The following is a 25,061-nucleotide window of genomic DNA, read 5'->3' on the forward strand; positions in this document are numbered from 1 at the left end:
TAAAAAAAGATTTTAGATTTATTTTGGCTGGACACGCTCGTTAGTTATATGATAATAAGCAGAAAAAAATTTCTCTTCAATGTAATCTAATGAAGCTGACCTGTTTTCTATTTCCTTTTCGGAAAACATCATCACGGTTCTTAATAAGAAATCAATTGCTAATGATGAATTTTTGCTTGATAATTTTTCAAGCTCCAATTCTATGGGAGTATCATTTTCAAGAAGTGATCTACACATCTCAGAAATATTTTTGTATTTTTCATTATCGGTCATAATACACCTCAAGTTTTTGACTTATTATAAATGTTATTCAAATAATAATTAACTTATAACAACAATACCTCTTTTGATTTAATTGGTTTTACGAGTAGGTGACTATTATTGACCAAAATTCCGACCAAAAAATGACCAAAATGTATTAAAAAAACATACATTAGTTTGTTGTCTATTATATAACAAAACCCTTGTGTATCAATGGTTTTCCATGTTGTTAACGTATGAAATAAGGTGTAAAATCTGTTCCGTACGCAAGTACACCCTTGGGAACGCGAGCAGTATATGACGACTTACTAAGAGAATCGCTGGGACGGTTCTCGCGATTCATAGTAGAATTTAAAAACAGAATGGGCTTTATATTAAAATTAAAAGCGGCATATCCTCTCAAAATAGAGTAGGATATGCCGCTTTTTATAAGCTCTATATTTGTGTAAGAAAGGTGATTAAGGAGACTGAATTAGTAGAACAGTCGAGTTGCGTATGCAATAGTAGCTTCGTTGTTTTAGTATCAAGAAAATTTCTGAATTACTACTCTGTAATCATTTTCTCCATCATAACCTGTTCATAAGTCCGATACCCCCCATCAAGATTAACCGCCTCAAACCCATTCTCCTGAAGTATACGTGTCGCAATATACCCCCGTAACCCAACCTGACAGTGCACATAAATCGTCTCACCCTGCGGTAGCTCAAGAAGCTTACTCCGTAATTCATCAACTGGAAGATTAATAGCTCCTTTTATAAATCCATTCTTAAATTCTCCAGGGCTTCGCACATCAATAAGCGTACCGCCGTTTTCCACGATCGCATCAATCTCATGCCACTGAACGGTTTCCAGCATCCCTTCAACCATGTTACTTGCTACATATCCCGCCATATTCACCGGATCTTTCGCTGAAGAGTAAGGAGGAGCGTATGCCAGTTCTAAGTCAGGGAGGTCGAGAACGGTTAAGCCCCCTTTAATCGCGGTTGCGATGACATCGATTCGCTTATCCACGCCATCCTTACCGACTGCTTGCGCACCGAAGATCTTTCCGGTTTCTTTATCGAAAACAAGCTTTAAGGCAATAGGGGAGGCGTTTGGATAATATCCAGCGTGTGAACCTGGATGAACGTGTACGACTTCATAAGCAATACCAAGGCTTTTTAAGGTTTTTTCATTATTACCTGTCGTAGCAACAGCATAGTCAAACACCTTGGCAATCGATGTTCCAAGTGTCCCTTTATACGGCGTTTTTTTGCCGTAAATGTTATCAGCAACGAGTCGTCCCTGTCTATTTGCCGGCCATGCTAAAGGAATCATGGTTGTTTGCTTGTTAATGAAACATTTTACTTCAATGGCATCGCCAATTGCATAAATGGAAGGATCACTCGTTTGGAGGTATTCGTCTACTTGAATGCCGCCTCGTGCTCCTACAGATAACCCGGCATGGACAGCGAGTTCATTTTCAGGGCGGACACCGATAGACAATATGATCAGATCCGTTGCGATTTCTTTTCCGCTTATGGTGAGTAATTTCGTTCCATTGTTTTCGAATGCTTTTACCCCGTCATTTAAAATCAGGTGAATGCCTTTATCTCTAAGGTGCTGGTGAACGATTGCGGCCATTTCATAATCGAGCGGTGGCATGATTTGATTTGCCATTTCAATCAGTGTGACGTTCATGCCAAGGTCGCTCAAGTTTTCAGCCATTTCAACTCCGATAAAACCACCGCCTACGACAACAGCTTGGGACGGGTTCTCTTCATCAACATAAGCCTTGATCCGATCGGTATCAGGAATATTGCGAAGCGTAAAAAGCGCCTCTGCTTCATTAAGACCAGGGATTGGTGGCACAATCGGACGCGCTCCTGGTGAAAGAATTAGTTGATCATACGTTTCTTCGTAAGTTTGACCGGATTTTAAATCGTGCACAAAGATGGATTTTTTTGCACGATCAATTCGTGTAACTTCGCTCAATGTACGAATATCAAAGTTATACCTTGCGGCCATGCTTTCTGGTGTTTGGACGAGTAGTTTCTTGCGGTCTTCAATCGTTCCACCTATATAGTAAGGGAGCCCACAGTTGGCATAAGAAATATACTCCCCTTTATCAAACATGACAATCTCTGCCGTTTCATCTAATCTTCTTAAACGAGCAGCTGCTGTTGAGCCACCAGCTACGCCACCAACAATGACTATTTTTTTACTCATATGATCGTCTCCTTTTTAATTACCCTGTGGGGTATTTACATTTTTATTATAGATCATTGAATCAAAAAGAAATGTGACATACCTCACTATTTTAATAGATTGGTGGAGAAATGAAACGAAGGTATTGTCACTACTAATAGAGCTTCTAAATGTTAATTAGAGAGAAGCATAGAGGGGGGAGTGATAAGGTATTACAAAGATATTCCTTTATGTAAAAAGCGATCATCCAGGCTTAATGACAGTGAAACCTCATTACAGAACTTTTCTGTTAGACTAAGTGAATCGGCTCGAAGGCGTGTGGAAATCACACGGCAACATCTGCCAGTCGTTACATATCCTAAATTTTCATCTGACTATTAAGTTGCAAACTTCAGCTAGAATCAGTTACAGGAGGAATTTACATGAACAAATCTAGATTAACCGCACGAATTGCTTCATCTACTTTGGTGGCCGCGATGGTCTTTTCTCCGGTCTTAAGTGAAGGGGCTTTTGCTAAGGTCGATTCAAATGACGTGAAGCAAAGTGATACAGTTAGTTCATCAATCAACGTTCTGGGTAGTGGAGATCGTGGCGAGGCTGTTACGGCACTGCAATCAGAACTGGAATCTCTCGGTTATTATACCTATCACGTCGATGGTATCTTTGGTCAGATCACAGAAGATGCTGTTGAAGATTTTCAAGAAGATAAGGGACTTACTGTTGACGGTATAGCTGGACCTGAGGTTATGGGTGCACTATCTGCTACGGATTCCCGAGCTACTGAACCGAATTCCGATGACACACCTACTGAGTCCGTCTCGCAATCTGAAGTTGTTTCCACTGCGAAAAGCTTAATTGGAACGCCATATGTTTGGGGTGGTACAACACCAGACGGGTTTGACAGCAGTGGCTTCATCCAATATGTGTTTAACGAAGCTGGAGTCGACATATCACGAACGGAACGTGATATGTGGAAATATGATGGAACAGAAGTAGAGTCTCCGGCGATCGGAGATGTTGTCTTTTTTGAAGGCACGTATGATGTAGAAGGAGCTTCACATAGCGGAATCTATATCGGCGACAACAAAATCATCCACGCTGGTAGCGGCGGTGTAGAAGTCACTGATCTTAGCTACGACTTTTGGAAAGACCATTATTTAGGCGTGAAATCATTCAAATAAATCCAAAGCCAGTGCCCGGCGCACTGGCTTTTTTCTATGGAATAGAAGTACCACAATTCTTTTATGCTCATTTACAGCCGCTTCAAATATGAATATAGTTGTAAGTACATAGGTATGGAATGGAGGTTATTCATGGATTACATACAGCACCTACGTTCCATGGTAGGTCACGAGAAAGTGATTATGGTCGTCGCGGGAGCAATGGTTTTTGATGATGAGAATCGCCTTTTGCTGCAGCTTCGTACTGATAATGAGTCATGAGGATTGCCTGGTGGGTTTATGGACTTTAACGAATCAGTACAGGAAACGGCAAGAAGAGAAGTGTTGGAAGAGACTGGACTTGTGCTAAAAGAGATGTCACTCTTTGGTATCTACTCAGGTCCCGATAAAGAGAAAACGTTTGATAATGGCGATCAGGTTTCACCTGTTCAAATCCTCTTTCGCTGTCACGATTTTGATGGAGAACTGCGCGGAAGTGAAGAATCGTTCGAGACAGCATTTTTTTCACTAGATGCGCTTCCGGATCAACTTTTTACCGAGCACAAACTGATGATAAGTGATTTAATAAATGGTAAAGAACAGCCTATAATAGGGTAGTGGAAAAAATTTAAGAAGGAGTAATTCAATGTCAAAAAGGAAAGTATCTGTTTACATCGCGACAAGCGTTGACGGCTACGTTGCAACGGAAGATGACTCACTCGACTGGCTTTTTAAAGTTGAACCAGAAGGTGACGCGGGTTATGAGGAGTTCATGAAAGATGTGGACACCATGATTATGGGTCGTCGTACGTATGACTGGGTGATGGAACAGGAGAACGGAGTAAATCCGTATCAAGGGAAAATATCCTACGTGTATACAACTCAATCAAGAGAAAACACAGAAGATGTGACCTATACATCGGAAGATCCGACGTCACTCATTGAACGATTAAACGAGCAGGGTGGTGGAACGATCTGGCTCATCGGTGGTGGTGTACTCGTTCATGAATTTCTTGAGAAAAATTTGATTGATGAATTTATTATCTCGCTTGCTCCGGCACTAATCGGAAAAGGGATTCCACTGTTTCAGAAAAGCGACGTTAAACACGATCTTGAATTAACCGATGTGCGCCAGTATGGACAGTTTGCCCAGCTACATTATCGCGTTAAGAAAGTTTAATCCAACTTATCAATAGAGAAAAGCCATTCTATAAATGCGCATGTTGCATCTTAGATGGCTTTTTGTTTAAGGTAAAAACGTTTCTAAATAAATGGTAAAAATATGGTATCGTATATTAGTACAATCATTTTTCTTAGAAAAGTGGAAAAACGAGTCTTTGGAGTGGTTATTTGTATTTACTGTTAGCGATTGTATTAGCGATGATTTTAGGATTTATTTTAATCATGCTAGGTCCACTTGTAGGAGGAATTGTGGCGTTTGGATTAGTAGCGGGATGTTTGTTTAGAGGGGTGTATTTACTTCATGACATGCATCGAAGAATCTCACGGATTACTCCTAAACCAGATCGAGCAAAAGAAGCGTATCAAAATTACATAAAAGAACGTGAAAATGTCTCTTCTTAAATGCTATATTATCTGGAGGTGCCGTTGAATGAAGAGGAAGTCGTTTTTCTATGCGGTTTTGGCTGGAATACTGGCTGTTTTAATTGTTTTTCTTCTAAATGGTTTCGTATTCGAATGGGCACCGTCGATAGGTATTTTTCTTGGGATCGCACTGAGTCAATATTATGGACAGCAGATTTTAAATAAAAAATGATATAGGTTGTGCCCACTTGTTAGAAGAGGTCATGATTACTATGACACCCATAGTTGGTTTTCCGTTTAAGCGCTCACTTTCTAATGTGAGCGCTTATTTGAGTAGTCAAAATATTTTTAAATCACTTGCGTAAACTGCTTCTGTTTTTGTCTGTTTTGGAGGTAAAGCTCTCACTATTTTAAAAATATTTCGCTTTTTATTACTATTTTAGTTGTAATGAAACTTATAATTATGTAATAATAGAAAATAATTAATGAAAGCCCTTACTTATGAGGGTGCATTAGAGGAGGAAGGCGGCATGGCGATCAAGACCACATATGTTTTACAAAAACGTGCGAGTACGGAAGAAGAGTATCCTCGACCTCAGTTTAAGCGAACGGCATGGTACGACTTAAATGGAGAATGGCAGTTTGAATTTGATGATGAAGATCGTGGAGAACCCGAAAAATTGTTTAATCAAAAGAAAGATTTAACGCAAACGATTCAAATACCTTACGCTTACCAGAGTAAAAAATCCGGCATTGAGGTAGATGAAAACCATGAAGTGGTTTGGTACAAGCGTGAATTTCATTGGGAGAAAGACACTAATAAAAAACTTTTGCTGCATTTTGAAGCCGTTGATTATCACACCAAAGTTTGGGTGAATGGAGAATTTATTGGTGAGCATGAGGGTGGCCATACCCCATTTAGCTTTTCCATCTCGAATGCCATCTGTAACGGTGAGAACACGATCGTCGTTCGGGTGGAAGATCGCAATAGTGTGGAGCAGCCGGTTGGGAAACAGTCGTGGAAAGGTGACAACTTTTTATGCTGGTATTCAAGAACGACAGGTATTTGGCAATCCGTTTGGCTTGAGGAAGTGCCTTTTCAGTATATTGAGGATGTTAAGATGACGCCTCGAGTAGAAGAAGGGAGACTTTCGATTGAAGCGAGTCTACCACGTCAAAAGAAAAAAGCTTACTTCGAGGCAAACGTTTATTTTAAAGGGGAGTGGATCGATACCGTAGGCGTATGGGTGAAAGAAAATCAAACGAGTGTAGAGCTCACCGCCAACGTTGAATCGGACCAAGCTGATTTTCGCGTCTTTTATTGGACGCCAGATACACCGAATCTGTATGATGTTACGTTTCAACTATTTGTCGATCAAGAGATTGTGGATACGGTCGAAAGTTATTTTGGGATGAGGAGTATTGAAGTTCAGGAAGGTCGGATTCTACTTAACAGAGATACTTTTTACCAAAAACTAATTCTCGATCAGGGCTATTATAACGATTCGTTGATGACCGGGAATTATGAACAGATGGAGTCTGACCTTCTTAAAGTGAAGGAGATGGGGTTCAACGGTGTTCGACGCCATCAAACAATTGCGGACAGACGGTACTTAGCTCTTTGTGACGAATTAGGTTTAGTCGTGTGGGCTGAGATGCCAAGTAGTTTTAAGTTTAGTAGCACGTCGATGTTTCGCATGATGAATGAAACGAGAGAGATGGTGCAAAAACATTATAACCATCCGTCGGTTATTATTTATACCCTTATGAATGAATCTTGGGGCGTGAATGAAATCTACCACCGAGAAGATCAGCAGGCATTTGTAAACGCTCTCTATTATCAGACAAAGGCTCAGGATCCGAGTCGCCTTGTAGTAGGAAATGATGGATGGGAACATACGCTAACCGATATCTTGACGATACATGATTACAATTCTGATGCGGAATCTTTAAGAAATAGCTATGAAAAGATGGATTTTGTAAATGGTAGTCCTTCGAAAACAAGCCGGAAGCAAAATTATGCGAAAGGCTATGCATACCGAGGGGAACCGATCATGATCAGTGAATATGGCGGTATAGCTTATGGTAATGAACAGAGCGATGTTGAGTGGGGCTATGGTAGTCGCCCTCAAACGGAGGAAGAGGTACTCCATCGTTTGGAAGAACTAACAAAAGTGATTATGGAGAATGACAGCATTCAAGGTTTTTGCTATACCCAGCTGACAGATGTAGAGCAGGAAGTGAATGGACTTCTTGATCATCATCATGACTATAAATTTGATCCAAAAAAAATTAAGAAGATCTTATTATCCAGGCAGTCCAACGGTTTTATCTTTGAATAATAGAGGGGGAATAAACGATGGAAACAGCGAGAAAGTATGCTTCACCTAATATCGAAACGAAAGAGGATATCCGACCGAAAGAATTTGCTTCTTATTTTGGATATGGGTTTGGGCAGTGTATTAGCTTTGGATTGGTAGGATCTTATATTCTCTTTTTCTATACCGACATTTTAGGAATATCCGCTGCAGCAGCAAGTATAATTTTCCTTATTGCCAGAACGTGGGATGCAATTAATGATCCGATGATGGCTTCTGTGATGGACACGCTTCATTCAAGACACGGAAAGTTTCGACCTTATTTAAAGGTCATGCCGTTTTTCGTTGCGATCATCACGATTGTCTGTTTTCTCCCCTTAGATGGACTAAGTCCAACTGCCAAGTTAATTTATGCGGGTGGCACGTATATCCTTTGGGGTATGATTTATACCGTTTCGGATGTACCGTACTGGTCGCTCTCCTCTGTGATGAGTCAGGATGCACAGCAGCGCACGAAATTAATTACGTTTGCGAATATGGGCGTTTTCGCCGGTATTGCTTTATCGCCAGTCTTATTTGTCCCCCTTGCTGAGTGGCTGGGTGGAGACGATATGGGGCAGGGGTACTTCCTTGCAACAGTGGTGCTCATGGTTTTTGCGCTACCGATCATGCTGAATGGATTTAAAAATACGAAGGAACGAGTCAAAGCTCCTAAGACAAAAGTAAAGCTCTCTGATGCAGCACGTGCCATCAAAGCAAACAAACCAATGTTCGCCGTATTAGTCGTTTTCTTTTGCAACGTTTTTATGAATATTACTCAAGCCTTAAACGTTTTCTTTTTCACATACAATCTTGGAAGCGCTTCACTCATGTCCATTTTCGGTATTATTAGTTTAGCTAGCTGTATCGGGTTTTTCATTATCCCAACGCTAGCAAAGCGATTCAAGAAGAAGCATATGCTCATGACGATTGTTGCCCTTGATATTGTCATCCGTGTCATCTGGTTTACTGTTGGTTACTCCAGTGTATTTGTTTCCTTTGTATTTATCGCGATCACCATGCTCCTTTACACGGCAACGGGGCCATTAATTTCCTCGATGCTAGCAGAAACAATCGAATATACCGAATTGAAAACTGGGAAACGAAATGAAGCAATCATCTTCTCTGGACAAACCTTTACAGGGAAACTATCTGTAGCGATTGCGGGTGGTGCGACTGGGCTGATCTTAACATGGATTAACTATCGTCCTAATGAGGCTCAAACTGATTTTACACTTGATATGATGTTTTTCGTTATCGCGCTATTACCTGCACTAGGTTCACTTATAAGATTAATTGTGATGTATTTTTACTCTTATACAGAAGACGAGTACAATGTAATTGTTGAAAAACTGCACGAAAGAAAATTGAGAGAGCAATAGAATAAGTTCCATAACAGTAGTAGCTCCCTTAGTAGGGGGCTACTACTGTTATGTCGATAGTTTGTTATAATTGGTCCTAGGAATAAAAGAGGGAGGTCTGAGTCATTTGAAAAAGTTACAGCTATCTTTTGATAACATGGTGCCAATTAATAAAGCTCTTGCAAATCAAACAAGAGTGCAAATTCTTAAGTTGCTAAGTGACAAACCATATAATGTGAACGATTTAGCAGAAAAGCTTGGATTGCCTTTTTCGACAACTGCTTCACATGTTAGTAAATTAGAAGATGTTGCTCTCATTGCCACCGAGCTAGTACCGGGAAGAGGAACCCAAAAAGTGAGTGCGATGAATTATGATCGCATTGTCGTTGATTTATATAGTTCGGATGAAAAAAAGGAAGAGCAACAAGTCACCTACGAAATGCCAATAGGGGATTATCTCGACTGCCATGTGGTACCGAATTGTGGAATTGTAGATGAGAAGGGTTTTATCGGAATGCAGGATGATCCTCGTTCCTTTTATGAACCAGATCGAAAGCAGGCACAGCTCCTGTATTTTAAAGATGGGTATGTGGAGTATCGCTTTCCAAACCGCATTCCTTATGGCTTTAGAGCAAGTGAGTTAGAAATAAGTGCTGAAATTTGTTCAGAAGCGCCCAATCACAAACTAGATTGGCCATCTGATATAACGGCATGGGTGAATCATGAAGAAGTTGGAACGTGGACCTCACCAGGTGACTTTGGTGGAGAGAGAGGTCAGTTAACACCTGAATGGTGGCGAACCAATTTAACGCAGTATGGGTTGCTAAAGCATTGGAAACTGAATAAGAGTGGTTGTTATATAGATGGTGAGAAAATATCTGATCAAACGATTGATGATTTTCAGTTGTCTAACTACCCTTACATTGCCTTTCGATTAGGGATAAAAGAAGATGCTGTCAATAGTGGTGGAATGAATTTGTTTGGTCCTAAGTTTGGGAATCATGAACAGGGAATTGTGGTTCATATCAAATATGATTCGTGAATAAATGATAATGCTACGGTTGAAGGTGCAAGATAGTTGAAACTTTTAATCTAGCGCATCAAACAATGATCCATCTTACAAAGTGGACTACTTCATTCAAACATTTTTTCTTAGAAAGTAAAATTCCTAGTTCCTTACAATAAATATAAAAAAACAGTGCCGCTGACTAGTTAAAGAACGATTCATTAGAAAGGCGTGATTTCTTTGACTCTTTTAAGAAAAGTGAATTTGTTATTGGCAATCGTAGCAATAGGAATGGCTTTCTCTCATTTTTTTATTTTTCCTAACGCGATTTCTAGTCAAGTCTTTATATCATTTTTGTTTGTTATGTTTCTGTTATTTGGAATAGAAAAAATTAGAGAAGAAAAACAAAATAAAAAAATAGCCAATACATACATTGTTACAGCAGTCATTCTTTTCATTGTGTTAATGACTGATTTATTATAAAAAAATATAAACTAATGAAAAAGACTGCGCCTCAGAATACACCTTATTTCGCAACTTAGTAAACTATAATTAAATTATGTAAACTAGAAAGGGAGATCATATGCCCGACTGGTCCTATCATGTGATATTTAAACCTTTTCTATCAAAATGGTGTCCCGAATTTTCACGAGAGTTTATACATCAGTCCATGAATTGTATTGCTTCACTTCCAGGTGGACAGCATCTCATTCACTTTTTAGGCAGAGAAGAGGTTTCCGATGAGCTGATGGTTAAGATCGAGGACATTACTTTTCCAGGCTGTGTGGGGCTATCTAGCAAAATTGATCCCAGACTTTCTGGTTTAAAAGGATTTAGCCACTTAGGGTTTGGCTGTATTGAAATTGGTCCGATTACGAAAGAGCCATCTGAAAAATACACAAAACCAACAAGGCTTCAGAATGGAAGTATTGCTCTTTCTAAACAGGGAGAGAGAGCGGGTCTTGTAAAGACCCTTCAACGGTTAGGTCAATCCAAGCTGGTTCAGCCCGCTATGTTCCAGTTAAGCGGTACAAACGCTGAGCTAATTGAGATCGCTAGAGCTTTAAAACCTTATAACGGTGTTTATGAAATTGATTATAGTGAAATCGATTTTACGAATATGGATGTGCTGAGGTCCATTCGAGAATGGAAAAGCATTTATATTCGCGTGCCAGGTAATCAAATTGAAAAGGCTGACTTGCATTCTATTTTTCCATACATAACGGGTGTTGTGATTGATGAAGTGCAAGGTTTGGATACGTTGGCAAATCTTGCGATACATAAGGAAGCGATTGTCTATTGTCAAAATGAATATCCTTCATTAAGACTGGTGACCGTGGGTGGAGTGAAAGAGCCAGATGATGCTGTACAGCTATTAAATCATGGTGCTGATTTGTTGTTCCTATCGGGTGAATATGTCGAAGTTGGGCCAGGCTTGCCTAAGAGAATTTATGAAGCGATCAACGATGAGAGCGCATTTCAAGAAGAACTTAGTGGATGGAAAGACTACTTCTTGTTTGGATTATTCATCATGATTGGTGGCTTGATTGCTTTAGTGTTAAGTCTCACTTCGATTGTTTTACCTTATGATGAAAGCTTCATGCAGCTAACTCGTGAGGAGCTTCTGCTCTTTAATGAACGACTCTTATGGTTTATGGCACATGACCGAATGACGTTAGCTGGAACGATGATTTCTGGTGGCATTGTTTATATGACGTTGTCTTATTACGGAGTTAAAAACGGTTTGCTGTGGGCGAAGCAGGCGATTGATATTGCGGCAATTATCGGTTTTCTAGGTATCTTGCTTTTCATTGGCTATGGCTACTTCGATTGGCTACACTTGCTGTTTTGGATTATACTATTACCCTTTTACTTGAGAGGATATGTGAAAACGAAAGGGATAAAGAGGACGCCGAAATCACGCAACCGTCGAAATGACCTGGCATGGCGTAAAGGCATTATGGGGCAATTTTGTTTTGTTATGCTTGGATTTTCATTTGTTCTTGGTGGAGTGATTATTTCTGGAATTGGTGTGGCAGGGGTATTTGTGCCAACGGATTTACAATACATCTGCATGCCAGCGGATCTGATTCACTCATTCAATGATCGGTTGATCTCTGTCATCGCCCACGACCGTGCTGGATTCGGAGGAGCGATGATGAGCGTTGGATTGTTAGTGCTAATGTCTGCTCTCTGGGGCTTCCAATCGGGGAATACCTGGCTATGGTGGATGTTTCTTATAGGAGGTTTACCTGCGTTTGTAGCAGGAATTTATGTACACATCATGATTGGCTACACGACGTTTATTCACTTGCTACCGGCCTACATCGTTCTTGCGCTATTCTTTGGAGGGTTGTACTTTTCAAAAAGTTATTTGATGGGGAAGTATTCATATTGAAGAATTAGAAGTGGATTCTCGATTGTTCAATGGAGTCCTATTTTAATCGGAAGCTGAAGTTCACTTTAGGGTGCTTCGGCTTTTTTATATGAATTATTTCCTAATTTCATCCTAAAGTCGTAGAGAAGTTCATTCATTGTACTAGCGCTATGACGCTGAAGAAAGCTTAAAATATAAGTATGTCTCAATTAGATTTTTGGAAGTATCGTGCTTATATATAGTAATTGGAGGGAACGACGATGAAATTTCAAGATTTTAACGCAGTTCAAGTTCGAATAGCTAGGCCGACCGATCAATTTGATAAGATTATTCAGTTTTACGAACATGGATTAGGTTTGCAGCGAGTAGCTGAATTCACAGGACATGAAGGATATACGGGCGTGGTATATGGTTTACCACAACTATCCTATCAACTAGAGTTCACGTCACATGAAGAAGGTAGCCCTTGCCCTGCTCCTACTGCTGATAACTTGATTGTTTTCTATATTCCAAATGGAGAAGAGCTGAAAAGCGTAGCAGAAAGGCTTCAACAAATGGGGCATAGGGAGGTAGAACCAGAAAATGTGTATTGGAAAAAGAAAGGATTAACGATTGAAGATCCTGATGGCTGGAGAGTTGTATTAATGAATACAGAAGGGATTTAAACTTAATCGATACCTAACTTTTAAATTTGTAGTTGGAATCGGGAATGGAATAATATGTTAAAATCAATGGTGAAGATAAAAATGATTTATTATATTGAAACTGCTTACACCAAAATTACGTAAAGCGGACACCACGTTAAAAAGGAGGAGAGCGCAAATGACACCTGTTATCTTAACAATTATAACGGTTACAGCCTTAATTATAGCCACATTTATCGTTTTTCGTAAAAGAAAAGCGGCTGGTTTGACCGGTATAAGAAGTGCCTTAACACCAATGTTTCTCTTTCTCATTGCGATCGTGAACCTTTTAGCTTACTGGTTTGATTTCATGGGAATGATCAACTGGGTTGCGATGATGGTTTTTCTCTTACTCGGTGCTTATTTTACTAAGTACACCTTCAAAACTGAAAACAAGACTTAATCTGTTGTTTGGCTGAAAGGGTGTAAGTAATTATATGCCAAAAAACATTAAACTGGCTCTGATTGTCACAGTGTTCTTAGCTTTGCTCCTTGGAGGAATTTTGATCACTGCATGGATCGATTCATGATCGGTAAAGTTCTTTTATAACAAATGATTTAGCATGGGGGAAAACAAGATGGAAGTTAGAATACATAGACTTCAAGAAAGTGATGCGGAATCATTGTTTCACTTTGAGGTCGCAAACAGAAGCTTTTTCAATAAGATGGTCCCAGATCGTGGTGAGGATTATTATAAGTTTGAGACGTTTAACGATAAGCTCGTACAATTAATAACTGAGCAATCTCTGGGTTTATCGACCTTTTATCTTGTAAGAGATGAAAATGGCACGATTATAGGAAGAATTAATTTAGTTGATTTTAATCACTCTAACCAGAGCGTCGAGCTTGGCTACAGAATTAGTGAAAATCAGTCTGGTAAAGGTATGGCTACATTAGGTGTCAAGCGAGTACTAGATGAGGTCTATCATCAAAATAAGATTAAGCACATCTCCGCTAGGACAACGAAAGACAATCTTGCTTCACAAAAAGTACTTGAAAATAATGGTTTTACATACATCTCTACAGATCCAGATGAAGTGCTATTGAACGGAGTAAAAGTAAATTTAATTCACTATCGGTGGAGTAAATAATTAACTTATGCTAAGAAATGACCTGGTATCTTGAAAGTTGTGAAGCGAAATTAAAAGAGGGGGAAGGAATGAATGTATCAGAAATGCTGTCTATGCAGGCGAGAGGGCTTCCTAATCATGAAGCGATTGTATCGAATGGAAAGAGAATATCTTAAAGTGAGTGGGATACGGTAGTCAATTAGTTAGCTTCCTCCCTACGATCGCATGTCATCGATCGAGGAGATAAAGTGGTTCTTTATATGCCGAATACGAAAGAGTTTCTCTTTATTTATTATGCTGTTCAACGAATTGGTGCCCTAGTTGTACCGATTAATGCAAAGCTGATTGCAGCAGAAATCACAAGCAAGGAAGAAAAACCGTTAAATCGATTGCTGATTGTACTAGTGAAAAAGAGTCCGCAGAGCAGGCGGTTCACTTCTCCCATGAAGCGATTATTACAAAAAACATAAGTAAAATAAAAAGACCTCACCTTCTTACTTATGAAGGTTGGGGTCTTTTGTAGGTTTTAAGTAGAAATTTTATCCTGGCTGCCTCTGACCAAGTTCTTGATCGATCAGTAAGAGTGCGGACGTGTTATCTCCTGCTAATTTCAGCCTTTCGACAATCGTAAGTGCCTGTGCTTCTTCGTCAATCTGTTCGCGTAGGAAATCCTGAACGATGACGGCCGTTTGCGGATCAATTTTTTTGATGTAGTTATAAGCCTGACGATAAGAATTCGTAACATACTGTTCGTGTTCTAAAACTTGCTGGAACGTTTCGAGCGGCGTTCCAAAGTCTGTCGATTGTTCTGGGAGAGCACCTAATTTAACAACGCCATCTTTACCGGCTAAGTAATTAATTAGAGTAAGAAGATGCGTTCGTTCTTCATCAGATTGAATTCTTAACCAACTGGCCATTCCAGTATAATTCTTTCGATCCAAGTAAGCAGACATCGCTAAATATAGCGTGGTTGAAATGTGTTCAATTTGAATCAGTGTGTTTAAAAGTTCTTGAACTTCTTTTTGTACCATTACAATCACCTCATCATCTTACTATCATCACAAGTTATGAAGATGTGGATTGTCTCGTTACGATTAAGAGAGCGACCTTCAAGTAGTAATCGATCATAAAAAAAAGAAGCGCAATTTGCGCTTCTAGTGGATTGAGCGGAAAACACCAACCACTTTACCAAGGATCGAAACATTATCAAGAATGATTGGTTCCATCGATGAGTTTTCCGGCTGAAGTCGGAAGTAGTTGCTTTCTTTAAAGAAACGTTTTACCGTTGCTTCGCCATCGTCCGTCATCGCAACAACGATGTCTCCGTTATTTGCAGTTGGTTGCTGCTTCACGATAACCATATCACCGTTATAAATACCAGCTTCAATCATACTATCCCCTTCGATGACAAGAATGAATGTATGCTCTTCATCCTGAGCGAACTGCTCCGGAAGAGGGAAGTACTCTTCAACATTTTCAATCGCTGTGATTGGTTGACCAGCTGTTACTTTACCAATGACAGGAACATTAACCGTGTGCTGACGTGGGATGTCGATCGCTTCATCAAGGCCCAACACTTCAATGGCTCTTGGCTTTGTTGGGTCTCTTCTGATATAACCTTTTTTCTCGAGTCTTGCCAGGTGGCCATGGACAGTTGAGCTTGAAGCAAGTCCAACGGCTTCGCCGATTTCTCTAACAGACGGTGGATAACCTTTTTGTTTTACTTCGACTTTAATAAAGTCCAGAATGTCCTGCTGACGCTTTGATAGTTTCATATTTCTGGCACCTCGTTCCAATCTATCTATTTGTTACTAGTATACCAGAATTTTTGTTCGCATACAAACATAAGTTCGAAGTTACTAGTTGACACGAACAGGGGTTCTGATTATACTAAAAACAGAACAAATATTCGTATATGGGGTGATTGGGATGAGAAAGCAAGCTGGGGGCTTGTCTGGAATTGATTTTCTTGTCATTATATCTTTTGTAGCTGTGTTAATTATTGTGTTCGTATCTTTGCGAACAGCTGCAGCTGAGGAGTATGATCGGTATACAACGATTCAACTGGAGCACGGTGATACGGTTTTAGAAATTGCTGATGAATATCGTTCCGCACATGAATTGTCTGATCAGAAATTTGTTAGCTGGGTTGAAGACGCTAATCGCATAGATGCTAATCGAATTACAGCAGGAGATACTCTCATCATCCCTGTTGAAGCGAACGCTACCGCACTTGGGGGTACAGAATAAAGAATGAACGCCGTTATTTATTGCCGAGTAAGCACAAAAAAAGAAGCGCAGGAGTCGTCTCTTGCAAGGCAAAAAGAAGAATTGCAACGTTTTGCATCACAGTCAGGTTTTACCGTTCACCGAATGATTGAAGAAAAACACAGCGGGTATGACATTGATCGCGATGGCATACTCGAGGTACTGGATTTGTTAAAAGAAGGGCAAGTCGAAGCATTGCTCATTCAAGATGAAACAAGACTTGGACGAGGGAACGCTAAAATTGCTCTTCTTCATGCCGTTCACAAATACGGCGGAACCATTTATACGGTAAATCAAAATGGAGAACTTCAATTATCGGAAGCTGATTCAATGGTGCTTGAAATTGTAAGTATTGTCGAAGAATTTCAGCGAAAGCTTCACAACTTGAAAATCAAACGCGGTATGGATAAGGCGGTGAAAGAAGGCTATCGACCGCAGCGAAATTTAAGTCATCAAAATAACGGTGGAAGAGACCGTGTTGAAGTACCGATCGAAGAAATTGTTAATCTTCGTAATCGTGGCTTAACGTTCCATGAGATTGCAGCAACGCTTAAAGGTTTTGGTCACCATGCATCAAAAGCTACGGTACATAGACGCTATAAGGAATATGTTGACGAACAGAGTGAGAAGCACTAAACTTGTCTATGGTAAAAAGATGCGTTAGCATAGAACGTACAAGTTGCAGTAAAGGAGCTTTTTTACATGCTTTCTCAAGATAAAATTCAACGAATTAACGAGCTATCTCGTAAATCAAAAGAGTCATCTTTAACAGATGCTGAGAAAAAAGAACAAAAAGATCTTCGTCAGGAATATCTGGCAAGCCTTCGTTCTTCTTTTAGTAACCAGCTTCACTCCATCAAAGTTGTGGATGAAGAAGGCACAGACGTAACGCCTGAAAAATTAAAAGAAAGCAAGAAAAATCGCGGCTTTCTTCAGTAAAAAATAGCCTAATTTTGCATTTAGCAAAATTAGGCTATTTTTATGGTTGCAATTTTTCAAATATTCGTTATACTGTACTATAACAAGATGTACTAATACAAAAACGGAGAGGGCGGATAAGATGTTTGTTGTAACTGATTCTGCAGCTGAGTTTTACAAAAACGAAATGGAACTTGGTCATGGTGATTGTCTAAGATTGTTTGTGCGTTATGCAGGAAGTGGGGACAGCGGTGGTTTTTCCCTTGGAGTCATGTCTGACCGGCCTTCATATGATGATTATAAGCAAGAAATTGGGGGCGTTACTTACTTTGTTCGACCGGATGATCAGTGGTTTGTTGATCGAATGAAATTAGATTATGATGAAAGCAACGGTGGCGTTCTTTGTGACCTGCCGAGTATGGCATAGCAGTCAAGGACCTGTACTATAACATCTATGTTATAGTACAGGTCCTTTTTTGAATTCGACAAAACTAGTGATGTGACGCTCCAAGTATAGACAATCCTTTTAGAGAAGGTGCAGTATACTGTTTTTTATATGATTTGTTCTCTGATAAGGGGGAAGTGGTATGAGGCATTATGAAATGTATTTTGTTAAACAACACATCGCCGCTCAATATGCTGGCAAAGAACATCTTTTGTATCACCTTTTCCTTGAAAGAAAGCGAGCGATCCAGGTGGATGAGAAAGACCTTCTCGATAAGCAGGTTTCCTTTATTACTGAGCCCATTGCAGAAGAGGAGCTAAACACTTATCTTGTCAGCGAACTAGGGGCGTTCCGGACGTACGAATACAAAAACGAAGGGCACCGGTTAAGTATAAATCAATCAAAAAGCGATGCTTCTTTGTTTGTGAGAAAAGAGAAAGTGAATGTCTATGCGACTGGTGGTACTGAAGTTGAAACAGTCTTTTTTGAGGTGATTCGAAAATTAACTCCTTCTTTCTTCGCGATTGACTTCCAATCTGGTCGATATGGATGGCTTAACCCGATCAAACAGCAGAAACTAGTTTGAACAAACTCCTACTATTTTAGTAGACGTTATTGTATAATCATTACGGGTTGTAGTACACTATTGGAAGAGAAAGAATAAGGAGGAAATCTAGAATGTGGTGGATGTACACGCTTGTGGGCGTGCTAGCGTTGATTGCTGGAGTAGCACTTGGCTTTTTTATTGCCCGCAAATATATGATGGACTATTTAAAGAAGAATCCCCCTATTAATGAAAACATGCTTCGTGTAATGATGATGCAAATGGGGCAGAAACCTTCTCAGAAGAAGATTAATCAGATGATGAAGGCTATGAATAGTCAAATGACGAACAACGATAAATAGCGTAATGGCACTCTGTTAGCAGAGTGCTTTTTGTATGGAGTAATTTTGGTTGACGGGTCTAATTGGTGTGATGGTATGATAGATTAGACTATAAAAAATCAGGAAGTGTTTACATGACAATGAAAAAGTTAGTAGTAGCAACTGGACTTTCGTTTGCGCTTTTAGCCGGATGTCAGGCTGGAGATGAAGAGCAAACGTCTAACGAGCCGCAGAATCAAGCGGAGAACGGTGGACAAACGAATAACAACTCCACAACTAATTATGGAAATGCCAGCGATAATCAAGAGAACGATAGCCAGAAAGAAAATCAAGAGAGCAATAAAGAGCAGGATCAACAAAGTGACGATAAAGAGAGAGCAGCAGCCTATCCGACGATGGCTGAAACAGTCGAGAAAAATGGTGAGAATCAAACGGTCACAAATCCAGACAGCATTTATGTTGTTGCTAATAAAGAACGTAATCTACCTTCTGACTTTGTTCCGAAAAATCTTGTGGAACCAGACGTCTCTACATATGCCCCTGAAGGTGATCCGAAGCGTTTGATGGTAGAAGAAGCTGCCAGAGCGCTTGAACAAATGTTTAAAGGTGCAAAAGAAGATGGCTATGAGTTAAAAGCTGTTTCAGGTTATCGCTCCTATGAGCGCCAGGAAGCTATTTTTGCTTATAATGCTGAGCAGCGTGGAGAAGAAGTAGCGAACCAGGTAAGTGCACAGGCGGGACAGAGTGAACATCAGACGGGATTAACGATGGATATTAGCACACCTTCCCTTGGAAGCTCTCTTACTGAAGAGTTTGGTAACACACCAGAAGGGAAGTGGGTAGCGGAGCATGCGCATGAATATGGCTTCATTGTTCGTTACTTAAAAGGGAAAGAGGATATTACCGGATATCAATATGAGCCATGGCACGTTCGCTATGTCGGGAAAGAAGCGGCAGCTGATGTTCATGAGGCTGGCGTTACGCTTGAAGAATTTTTCTCTGAAGAAAAATAGTTATGGAATGTTCATAGTTTGAATAAGATAAATCGTTTAAAATAAAGGTTGAAAAGGTAACCACATGCACATGATAAGATCATGCATTAGACAGGGAGTAATTCAATGGCAGATTTGAACTTGTTTTTAGCGTTCGGTGCCGGCTTTTTATCATTTATCTCACCGTGTGTACTACCGCTTTACCCGGCGTTCATTTCTTACATCACAGGGGTTTCTGTGGATGACCTGAAAGAAGAACGTGGTATGATGCAAAAGAGAGCCATATTTCATACGATTTTCTTCCTAATTGGGTTTTCGATTATTTTCCTAGTGTTAGGAATGTCAACGTCCCTTGTTGGGAATTTGTTCATTCAGTACAAAGAGCTTCTACGTCAAGTGGGTGCCATTTTAATTGTGGTGTTTGGACTTGTTGTTGTTGGTTTTTGGACTCCGAACTTTTTAATGAAAGACCGTCGCTTAAAAATCCGCAACCGTCCATCTGGTTTTATTGGTTCTATTTTAATCGGAATGGGGTTTGCGGCAGGCTGGACGCCTTGTACAGGCCCGATTTTGGCAGCTGTTATTGCTCTCGGTGTTTCTAATCCTGGAGCTGGACTCATGTACATGGTAGCGTATACGCTTGGTTTTTCCGTGCCATTTTTCATTTTGTCCTTTTTTATCGGCAAAATGCAATGGATTAAGAGAAATAGCCGATTGATTATGAAGACTGGCGGGTATTTAATGATTGTCATGGGCGTTTTGCTTTACTTTAACTTCATGACAATGTTTACATCATTCCTTGTAAATAACCTGTTTGGTGGCTTTCAAGGATTCTAATTAAGAAAGGATGCGTTGGTTTGAAAGGAACAAATGACCTTATACTTAAAACGACGACAACCATTATCGTCTTTATTATTCTAGGATTTTCGATTTACTTATTTTTCGCAGGTCATAATGCACCGGGCGGGGGCTTTATTGGAGGTCTTATGACTGCCGGAGCATTGGTTCTTCTGTATATCTCATATGGTTTTAAAACCATGAAGAGAGTGATACGGATTGACTTTAAGAACTTTATTCCGATCGGTTTATTGATCGCCGTTCTTACGGGAGTAGGTTCGTTCATTTTTGGTCAACCCTTCCTAAGTCAAACGGATGCTTATTTTGAGTTACCGATTCTTGGACATTCTCACCTTGCGACCGCAATGCTATTTGATCTTGGCGTTTATTTCACTGTTGTTGGGGTAACAATGACGATTATTTTAAGTATTGCAGCCGATGAAGGAGAAGAGGAGCTTTCCAAATTAAATGGGTAGGGAAGAAAGAACGGTGGAATGCCGTTCTTTTTTTCGTGAGCTTGTATTTTTAGTCTCTTCCACATACAATGGAAATGATGGGTAGTACGGTATAGGTGAGGGATGAGTATATGCTGATTTTAAGTACAGTTGTAGGAGCGATGATGGCTCTTGCGATGGTAGTAATCAGGTTGAAAGCTTCAAAAAAACCTGCAACGATAAGGAAAATTATACTTCCGCCGTTTTTTATGGCGACCGGTTTTTTTATGTTTGTCGTTCCAGATGCGAGGGTTCCGTGGTACGAAGCAATTGAAGCGCTATCAGTAGGCGCAGCGTTTTCGCTGTTGTTAATTCGTACGTCGAAGTTTGAAATTAAAGATAATCAGATCTATTTAACTCGTTCAAAGGCATTTGCGTTTATTCTGATTGGATTACTATTAGTTCGGATTATTTTCAAACTAATCATTGGAGAGTCTATACCAGTTCTTCAGACGAGCTCGCTTTTCTTTGTGTTGGCATTTGGAATGATTGTACCGTGGCGAATCTCAATGTATTATCAGTTTAAGAAAACAGAGCGAAGTAGAACGCATGGAACAACACTTCATCAAACATTACTATAAAAAAACTCGTTTAGCTTAAGCTAAACGAGTTTTTTTATTGAAGCAAATGATGATAAGGGGTCATATCGATTCGCTTTTCATCCAGTTTTTTTACGAGCCACTTATGATCTCGTTTCGGAGTCGCGATAATGTACCCCCGAATGATTAGATCTTGAGACATGTTTTTTGCTTTTTCTCTTAGCGCAAGCTCACCTATTGTTCCTGCAATTTTATACTTCGCAATATCTCGAAACAATTCAGGTACGGGCGAGACCAATTCATCTAAAAGTTTCTTTTGATCGCTGCTCCACATATGCTTCGTTTGTTCAATATAGTGTTCTTGCCAGTCGAGAATAGACTTGCCATCTTCTTTAGGAAGGCGTTTTAAAAACTTCCGGAACATAAAGAATCCACCGATTGCGATCAATGAAATTAAGATTACTGTCCATCCGACGATAAACCACTGGAACCATCCTGCCAACGCACTCACCTCATGGCATCATAATGTAATTGGTTGAATACGGTCACATTATACGCCGAAAGCGCTTTTTAATCAAGAGGTAGCGGGTTAGTTTGACGGGCCAAGAAATTAGAGTTTCATCATCCTGAAACTAGATGGGAAATTCACTAGCAATCTGGATGAGGGTGGATTGGTAAATTCAAGTAGATCAACGCTCTTGAATGTGTAATTAAGATATTCTTGCATTTCAATTTTGACTTTCAAGCATACATCAAAATATTGTCTTTGCTAAGAAGAGGGGAGGGGAGTGACAGCAACACAGGTAGCATCAACAATATTAGCAGGTTCTATTGGAAGAGTAGCGGGATCAATCGATAGCCTTATTGTGTTATAAAAAATGTTGTGCAGTCGATGTAGTTTTGATGGTGGAGGAAATGCTTGAAAAGATTCCTGTCATGTAAAAATACATCCGGTTTATCAAGACAAGTTTACAATTTTTACGATATGTAAACTGATTAAAAATGAAAATGTAAGAGAGAGAATAGTGAGGAAAAGTTGTGAACGTTATAAGCTGAATAGATCGAAAGAAATCTCGTCATAAATAATGTGTCCCAGCCAGAAATGACTGACAGAATAAATGTTGGGGGAGCAGGTTATTTTTGCAGACCGATTTGTGAAGCGACGATCATCTTGCAAATGATTGAAGTTTAATTGGCGGGACTGTGTGGGAATCGAACCCACCGAAGACGGCACGCGCCTCCCAGGCGGTTTTGAAGACCGTGGCACTCACCAGACGTACAACCAGCCCCGAAATATAATGTACTTCTAATATAGTAACTGAATGAATAGAAATATTCAACGCAAGTGCTCAAATTGATTATTTCAGAAAAATAAATAGTAAACTTTGTAGTAAAGTTTTACTTTAAGGAAATTGTGCAGTTCCTTTTAGTAGAAGGTTGTCGAATAAAGTCCTATTGCAATATAAGTAGTTCGTTCTTTTGTGAAAATCGACAAAAATCGTTTTGTTTTATGAAATTCGAGTTTTCGACAAATTAACCAATAGAACAGTTTTCTATAACGAACTGATACAGTTTATAGAGTGATACAGGTCATAAATGAAGCTATAACAGTTTTGGCTGTGGATAGCTGTGAATAACTTTATCTTCATGCAGGATTGAATAAATATACAGGGGTGCATAAAAGGAAATTTCACTATTTTCTTAAACACAATGGTTTAAATTTGCATCCTGTACCTACATTTATTACTGTTAATAGGAGATGACAGGTGATAGGCAGGTGTAAGCATGAACTATTATACGATTGGACTAGCGGGGCACATTGACCATGGAAAAACGACATTAACAGGCGCATTAACAGGCGTTGACACAGATCGGTTGAAAGAAGAGAAGGAACGCAACATTTCCATTGAACCAGGATTCGCACCGTTTCAACTATCTGATGATATGAAAGTGTCCATCATTGATGTTCCGGGTCATGAACGATTTATCCGCCAAATGATTGCTGGGGTTGCTGGGATTGATCTAGTTGTTCCAGTTGTCGCTGCTGATGAAGGAGTGATGCCACAAACGCGAGAACATCTTGAAATTTTATCGCTTCTAGGTATACAGCGGTCGATTATTGCAATCACAAAAGCGGATATGGTGGAGGAAGACATGCTTTCTCTCGTGCAGGAAGATATTCTTGAATACATAAAAGGAACCGGGTTTGAGGGATCAAAGATTCATATCGTTGATGGCAAAAGTGGAAGAGGCGTTGCTGAGCTTAAGGATAGCCTTCACTCTTTTCTTATCAACACACCTTCAAGAAATAAAGCTGGAGCACTGAGGTTACCAATTGATCAAGTGTTTACTTTACAAGGCCACGGCACGATTGCACGAGGAACGATTTTTGATGGAGAGCTAAAAGAAGGAGAACTTGTTACACTACTTCCTGATCGCTTAGAAGCGCGAGTAAGACAAATACAAACGCACAGTACAAAAGTGGAGCAAGCTTTTGCGGGCGAACGAGTTGCGGTAAACCTGACAGGACCAGATCGACAACAGATGGTTCGGGGACAAGTCATTGTTAATTCCAATTACTATCCTGTTACGTCGACCATTGATCTTTCATTTACGAAAGCTCTTACGATGTCTCATGACTTGAAACAGCGAGCTGAAGTAACGGTACACATTGGAACGGCGGAGGTAAGAGGAACGATCGTCTTCTTCGATCGCAATACGCTTGAGGCCGGGAATCGAGAAGAACTCTTCTGCCAGATTCGACTCCATGAACCTATTACCGCTAAAAAAGGGGATCGCGTTATCGTGAGACGTCCTTCACCGGTTGAAACAATTGGTGGCGGCAGTATTCTTAATGTGGCAGGAGAGAAATATAAATTTGGCGCTGAAACAATCGCGAAATTTGAACAAATGATGAAAGGGACACCAGCTGAACAGCTTGAGCAAATTCTTGAAGCGGAGCAACTGTTATCAAAAGAACAAGTTATGCAACAAATTGGATTAAATGAGGAAGCGTTCCGCCAGCTTGAGGATGACGATCACCTTGTCTTTATCGACGGTGGTGTGACTTCACAAAATGTTTTTACACGAGTTGTAGAAGCGATTCATAAAAATTTGCAAGCGGCACATGAACGATATCCTATGCGAAAAGGTCCACAGAAAGCGGAAGTGGTGCAGGAGTTAAAGAAAACTTATCCTAAAAAAGTAATAGATACCGTCTTGAACAATCAGCTTCAGGAAGAATTGCAACAAAAAGGGCCATATCTTTCCATGCGAGCTTTTCAGCCATCGCTGCCGGCCGCATGGAAAACGCGTATGACAAAGGTACTAAAGCATTTAGAGGAGCAAGGAGTTAACGTCTCGCCAGTAGATCGTTTAATCGATGAGGAGCAAATTCCAGATCCATATAAGACGGAGTTTAAGAACTATATGTTGGAAGAAGAGATTGCGGTTAAATTAACGGACGAGCTTTATGTGCATGATGAAAATTGGAAGCAAACCATTGCATCTTTAAAAGCGGAAACAGATCAAGCCTTTACGTTACAGGAGGCGAAAGATGTTCTTAATGTAAGTCGAAAGTATCTAGTGCCGATCCTAGAGAAGCTTGATAACGAAGGATATACCGTAAGAAAAGATCAGGAGAGATATTGGAGAGTAGAGAAATAGATTGAAACTG

At 40.0% G+C, this 25,061-nt stretch carries 30 protein-coding genes, 1 tRNA gene and 1 pseudogene; 26 read left to right on the forward strand and 6 right to left on the reverse strand.

Annotation, left to right across the window (positions count from 1 at the left end; translation table 11 throughout):
* Positions 1-18 precede the first annotated feature (18 nt).
* Entirely contained in the window at positions 19-273 is a 255-nt protein-coding gene (locus ATG70_RS06200) for a hypothetical protein (protein WP_098443478.1), read from the reverse strand.
* A 531-nt stretch (positions 274-804) separates the two neighbouring features.
* Positions 805-2,469 (reverse strand): CoA-disulfide reductase, encoded by a 1,665-nt coding sequence (locus ATG70_RS06205; RefSeq protein WP_098443479.1) that lies wholly within the window; start codon positions 2,467-2,469, stop codon positions 805-807.
* Between the two features lie 401 nt (positions 2,470-2,870).
* On the opposite strand from ATG70_RS06205, the gene ATG70_RS06210 reads away from it, so the two are divergent.
* The 15 genes and pseudogenes from ATG70_RS06210 to ATG70_RS06270 form a co-directional block, all read left to right on the forward strand.
* Positions 2,871-3,629: a C40 family peptidase gene (locus ATG70_RS06210; RefSeq protein WP_098443480.1), complete on the forward strand. Its 759-nt coding sequence runs from the start codon at positions 2,871-2,873 to the stop codon at positions 3,627-3,629.
* 132 nt (positions 3,630-3,761) lie between these two features.
* Positions 3,762-3,890, forward strand: a complete 129-nt coding sequence (locus ATG70_RS22920; RefSeq protein WP_306472686.1) for a hypothetical protein — start codon at positions 3,762-3,764, stop codon at positions 3,888-3,890.
* Positions 3,891-3,893: 3 nt separating this feature from the next.
* Positions 3,894-4,226: an NUDIX domain-containing protein gene (locus tag ATG70_RS06215; RefSeq protein ID WP_306472687.1), complete on the forward strand. Its 333-nt coding sequence runs from the start codon at positions 3,894-3,896 to the stop codon at positions 4,224-4,226.
* Between the two features lie 28 nt (positions 4,227-4,254).
* Positions 4,255-4,788, forward strand: a complete 534-nt coding sequence (locus ATG70_RS06220; protein ID WP_098443481.1) for a dihydrofolate reductase family protein — start codon at positions 4,255-4,257, stop codon at positions 4,786-4,788.
* Between the two features lie 170 nt (positions 4,789-4,958).
* Positions 4,959-5,192, forward strand: a complete 234-nt coding sequence (locus ATG70_RS06225) for a hypothetical protein (RefSeq protein WP_098443482.1) — start codon at positions 4,959-4,961, stop codon at positions 5,190-5,192.
* Positions 5,193-5,220: 28 nt separating this feature from the next.
* Entirely contained in the window at positions 5,221-5,385 is a 165-nt protein-coding gene (locus ATG70_RS22410) for a hypothetical protein (RefSeq protein ID WP_179886202.1), read from the forward strand.
* A 298-nt stretch (positions 5,386-5,683) separates the two neighbouring features.
* Complete coding sequence (locus tag ATG70_RS06230; RefSeq protein ID WP_098443483.1) at positions 5,684-7,495, forward strand: glycoside hydrolase family 2 protein; 1,812 nt, start codon at positions 5,684-5,686, stop codon at positions 7,493-7,495.
* Between the two features lie 17 nt (positions 7,496-7,512).
* Positions 7,513-8,892, forward strand: a complete 1,380-nt coding sequence (locus ATG70_RS06235; protein WP_098443484.1) for an MFS transporter — start codon at positions 7,513-7,515, stop codon at positions 8,890-8,892.
* Positions 8,893-8,998: 106 nt separating this feature from the next.
* Entirely contained in the window at positions 8,999-9,913 is a 915-nt protein-coding gene (locus tag ATG70_RS06240) for an ArsR/SmtB family transcription factor (protein ID WP_098443485.1), read from the forward strand.
* A gap of 234 nt (positions 9,914-10,147) precedes the next feature.
* Positions 10,148-10,360 carry a hypothetical protein gene (locus ATG70_RS06245; protein WP_142329561.1) on the forward strand — a complete coding sequence of 71 codons (213 nt, stop codon included), beginning with the start codon at positions 10,148-10,150 and terminating at the stop codon, positions 10,358-10,360.
* A 100-nt stretch (positions 10,361-10,460) separates the two neighbouring features.
* Entirely contained in the window at positions 10,461-12,275 is a 1,815-nt protein-coding gene (locus ATG70_RS06250; protein ID WP_098443487.1) for a dihydroorotate dehydrogenase, read from the forward strand.
* A 239-nt stretch (positions 12,276-12,514) separates the two neighbouring features.
* Positions 12,515-12,919, forward strand: a complete 405-nt coding sequence (locus ATG70_RS06255; RefSeq protein ID WP_098443488.1) for a VOC family protein — start codon at positions 12,515-12,517, stop codon at positions 12,917-12,919.
* Positions 12,920-13,076: 157 nt separating this feature from the next.
* The gene (locus ATG70_RS06260; RefSeq protein WP_098443489.1) at positions 13,077-13,340 is read left to right on the forward strand and encodes a hypothetical protein; all 264 of its coding nucleotides are present in this window, start codon (positions 13,077-13,079) and stop codon (positions 13,338-13,340) included.
* Positions 13,341-13,515: 175 nt separating this feature from the next.
* On the forward strand, positions 13,516-14,028 hold the full coding sequence (locus tag ATG70_RS06265) for a GNAT family N-acetyltransferase (protein WP_098443490.1): 513 nt from the start codon (positions 13,516-13,518) through the stop codon (positions 14,026-14,028).
* A gap of 194 nt (positions 14,029-14,222) precedes the next feature.
* Positions 14,223-14,477: pseudogene (locus tag ATG70_RS06270) on the forward strand (AMP-binding protein); the annotation flags it as partial.
* 69 nt (positions 14,478-14,546) lie between these two features.
* On the opposite strand, the gene ATG70_RS06275 reads toward ATG70_RS06270, so the two are convergent.
* Together ATG70_RS06275 and lexA are read right to left on the reverse strand one after the other, a co-directional pair.
* Positions 14,547-15,038: a ferritin gene (locus ATG70_RS06275; RefSeq protein ID WP_098443492.1), complete on the reverse strand. Its 492-nt coding sequence runs from the start codon at positions 15,036-15,038 to the stop codon at positions 14,547-14,549.
* Between the two features lie 123 nt (positions 15,039-15,161).
* Complete coding sequence (lexA, locus tag ATG70_RS06280; protein WP_098443493.1) at positions 15,162-15,782, reverse strand: transcriptional repressor LexA; 621 nt, start codon at positions 15,780-15,782, stop codon at positions 15,162-15,164.
* A gap of 154 nt (positions 15,783-15,936) precedes the next feature.
* Between lexA and yneA the strand changes: the two genes are divergently transcribed.
* The 10 genes from yneA (at position 15,937) to ATG70_RS06330 (ending at position 21,427) form a co-directional block, all read left to right on the forward strand.
* Positions 15,937-16,257 (forward strand): cell division suppressor protein YneA, encoded by a 321-nt coding sequence (yneA, locus tag ATG70_RS06285; RefSeq protein ID WP_098443494.1) that lies wholly within the window; start codon positions 15,937-15,939, stop codon positions 16,255-16,257.
* A gap of 3 nt (positions 16,258-16,260) precedes the next feature.
* On the forward strand, positions 16,261-16,911 hold the full coding sequence (locus ATG70_RS06290) for a YneB family resolvase-like protein (protein ID WP_098443495.1): 651 nt from the start codon (positions 16,261-16,263) through the stop codon (positions 16,909-16,911).
* Between the two features lie 66 nt (positions 16,912-16,977).
* Positions 16,978-17,214, forward strand: a complete 237-nt coding sequence (locus ATG70_RS06295; protein ID WP_098443496.1) for a DUF896 domain-containing protein — start codon at positions 16,978-16,980, stop codon at positions 17,212-17,214.
* 121 nt (positions 17,215-17,335) lie between these two features.
* Positions 17,336-17,620: a HesB/YadR/YfhF family protein gene (locus ATG70_RS06300; RefSeq protein WP_098443497.1), complete on the forward strand. Its 285-nt coding sequence runs from the start codon at positions 17,336-17,338 to the stop codon at positions 17,618-17,620.
* A gap of 160 nt (positions 17,621-17,780) precedes the next feature.
* The gene (sirA, locus tag ATG70_RS06305) at positions 17,781-18,224 is read left to right on the forward strand and encodes a sporulation inhibitor of replication protein SirA (RefSeq protein WP_098443498.1); all 444 of its coding nucleotides are present in this window, start codon (positions 17,781-17,783) and stop codon (positions 18,222-18,224) included.
* Positions 18,225-18,316: 92 nt separating this feature from the next.
* Positions 18,317-18,544: a YneF family protein gene (locus tag ATG70_RS06310; protein WP_098443499.1), complete on the forward strand. Its 228-nt coding sequence runs from the start codon at positions 18,317-18,319 to the stop codon at positions 18,542-18,544.
* Positions 18,545-18,657: 113 nt separating this feature from the next.
* Positions 18,658-19,536 carry a M15 family metallopeptidase gene (locus ATG70_RS06315; protein ID WP_098443500.1) on the forward strand — a complete coding sequence of 293 codons (879 nt, stop codon included), beginning with the start codon at positions 18,658-18,660 and terminating at the stop codon, positions 19,534-19,536.
* A gap of 105 nt (positions 19,537-19,641) precedes the next feature.
* A complete protein-coding gene (locus ATG70_RS06320; RefSeq protein ID WP_098443501.1) occupies positions 19,642-20,352 on the forward strand; it encodes a cytochrome c biogenesis protein CcdA in 711 nt (236 codons plus the stop codon).
* A 20-nt stretch (positions 20,353-20,372) separates the two neighbouring features.
* On the forward strand, positions 20,373-20,828 hold the full coding sequence (locus tag ATG70_RS06325) for a Na(+)/H(+) antiporter subunit B (protein ID WP_098443502.1): 456 nt from the start codon (positions 20,373-20,375) through the stop codon (positions 20,826-20,828).
* A 110-nt stretch (positions 20,829-20,938) separates the two neighbouring features.
* Positions 20,939-21,427: a CcdC family protein gene (locus ATG70_RS06330; RefSeq protein WP_098443503.1), complete on the forward strand. Its 489-nt coding sequence runs from the start codon at positions 20,939-20,941 to the stop codon at positions 21,425-21,427.
* A gap of 34 nt (positions 21,428-21,461) precedes the next feature.
* Here the strand turns inward: ATG70_RS06330 and ATG70_RS06335 are convergent, their stop codons facing one another.
* Positions 21,462-21,887: a DUF2621 domain-containing protein gene (locus tag ATG70_RS06335; protein WP_098443504.1), complete on the reverse strand. Its 426-nt coding sequence runs from the start codon at positions 21,885-21,887 to the stop codon at positions 21,462-21,464.
* A gap of 691 nt (positions 21,888-22,578) precedes the next feature.
* Positions 22,579-22,675, reverse strand: a tRNA-Sec gene (locus ATG70_RS06340).
* A 495-nt stretch (positions 22,676-23,170) separates the two neighbouring features.
* Between ATG70_RS06340 and selB the strand changes: the two genes are divergently transcribed.
* Positions 23,171-25,051, forward strand: a complete 1,881-nt coding sequence (selB, locus tag ATG70_RS06345; RefSeq protein ID WP_098443505.1) for a selenocysteine-specific translation elongation factor — start codon at positions 23,171-23,173, stop codon at positions 25,049-25,051.
* Positions 25,052-25,061: the final 10 nt, after the last annotated feature.

Source organism: Bacillus sp. es.036 (assembly GCF_002563635.1).
Classification (GTDB): Bacteria; Bacillota; Bacilli; order Bacillales; family Guptibacillaceae; genus Guptibacillus.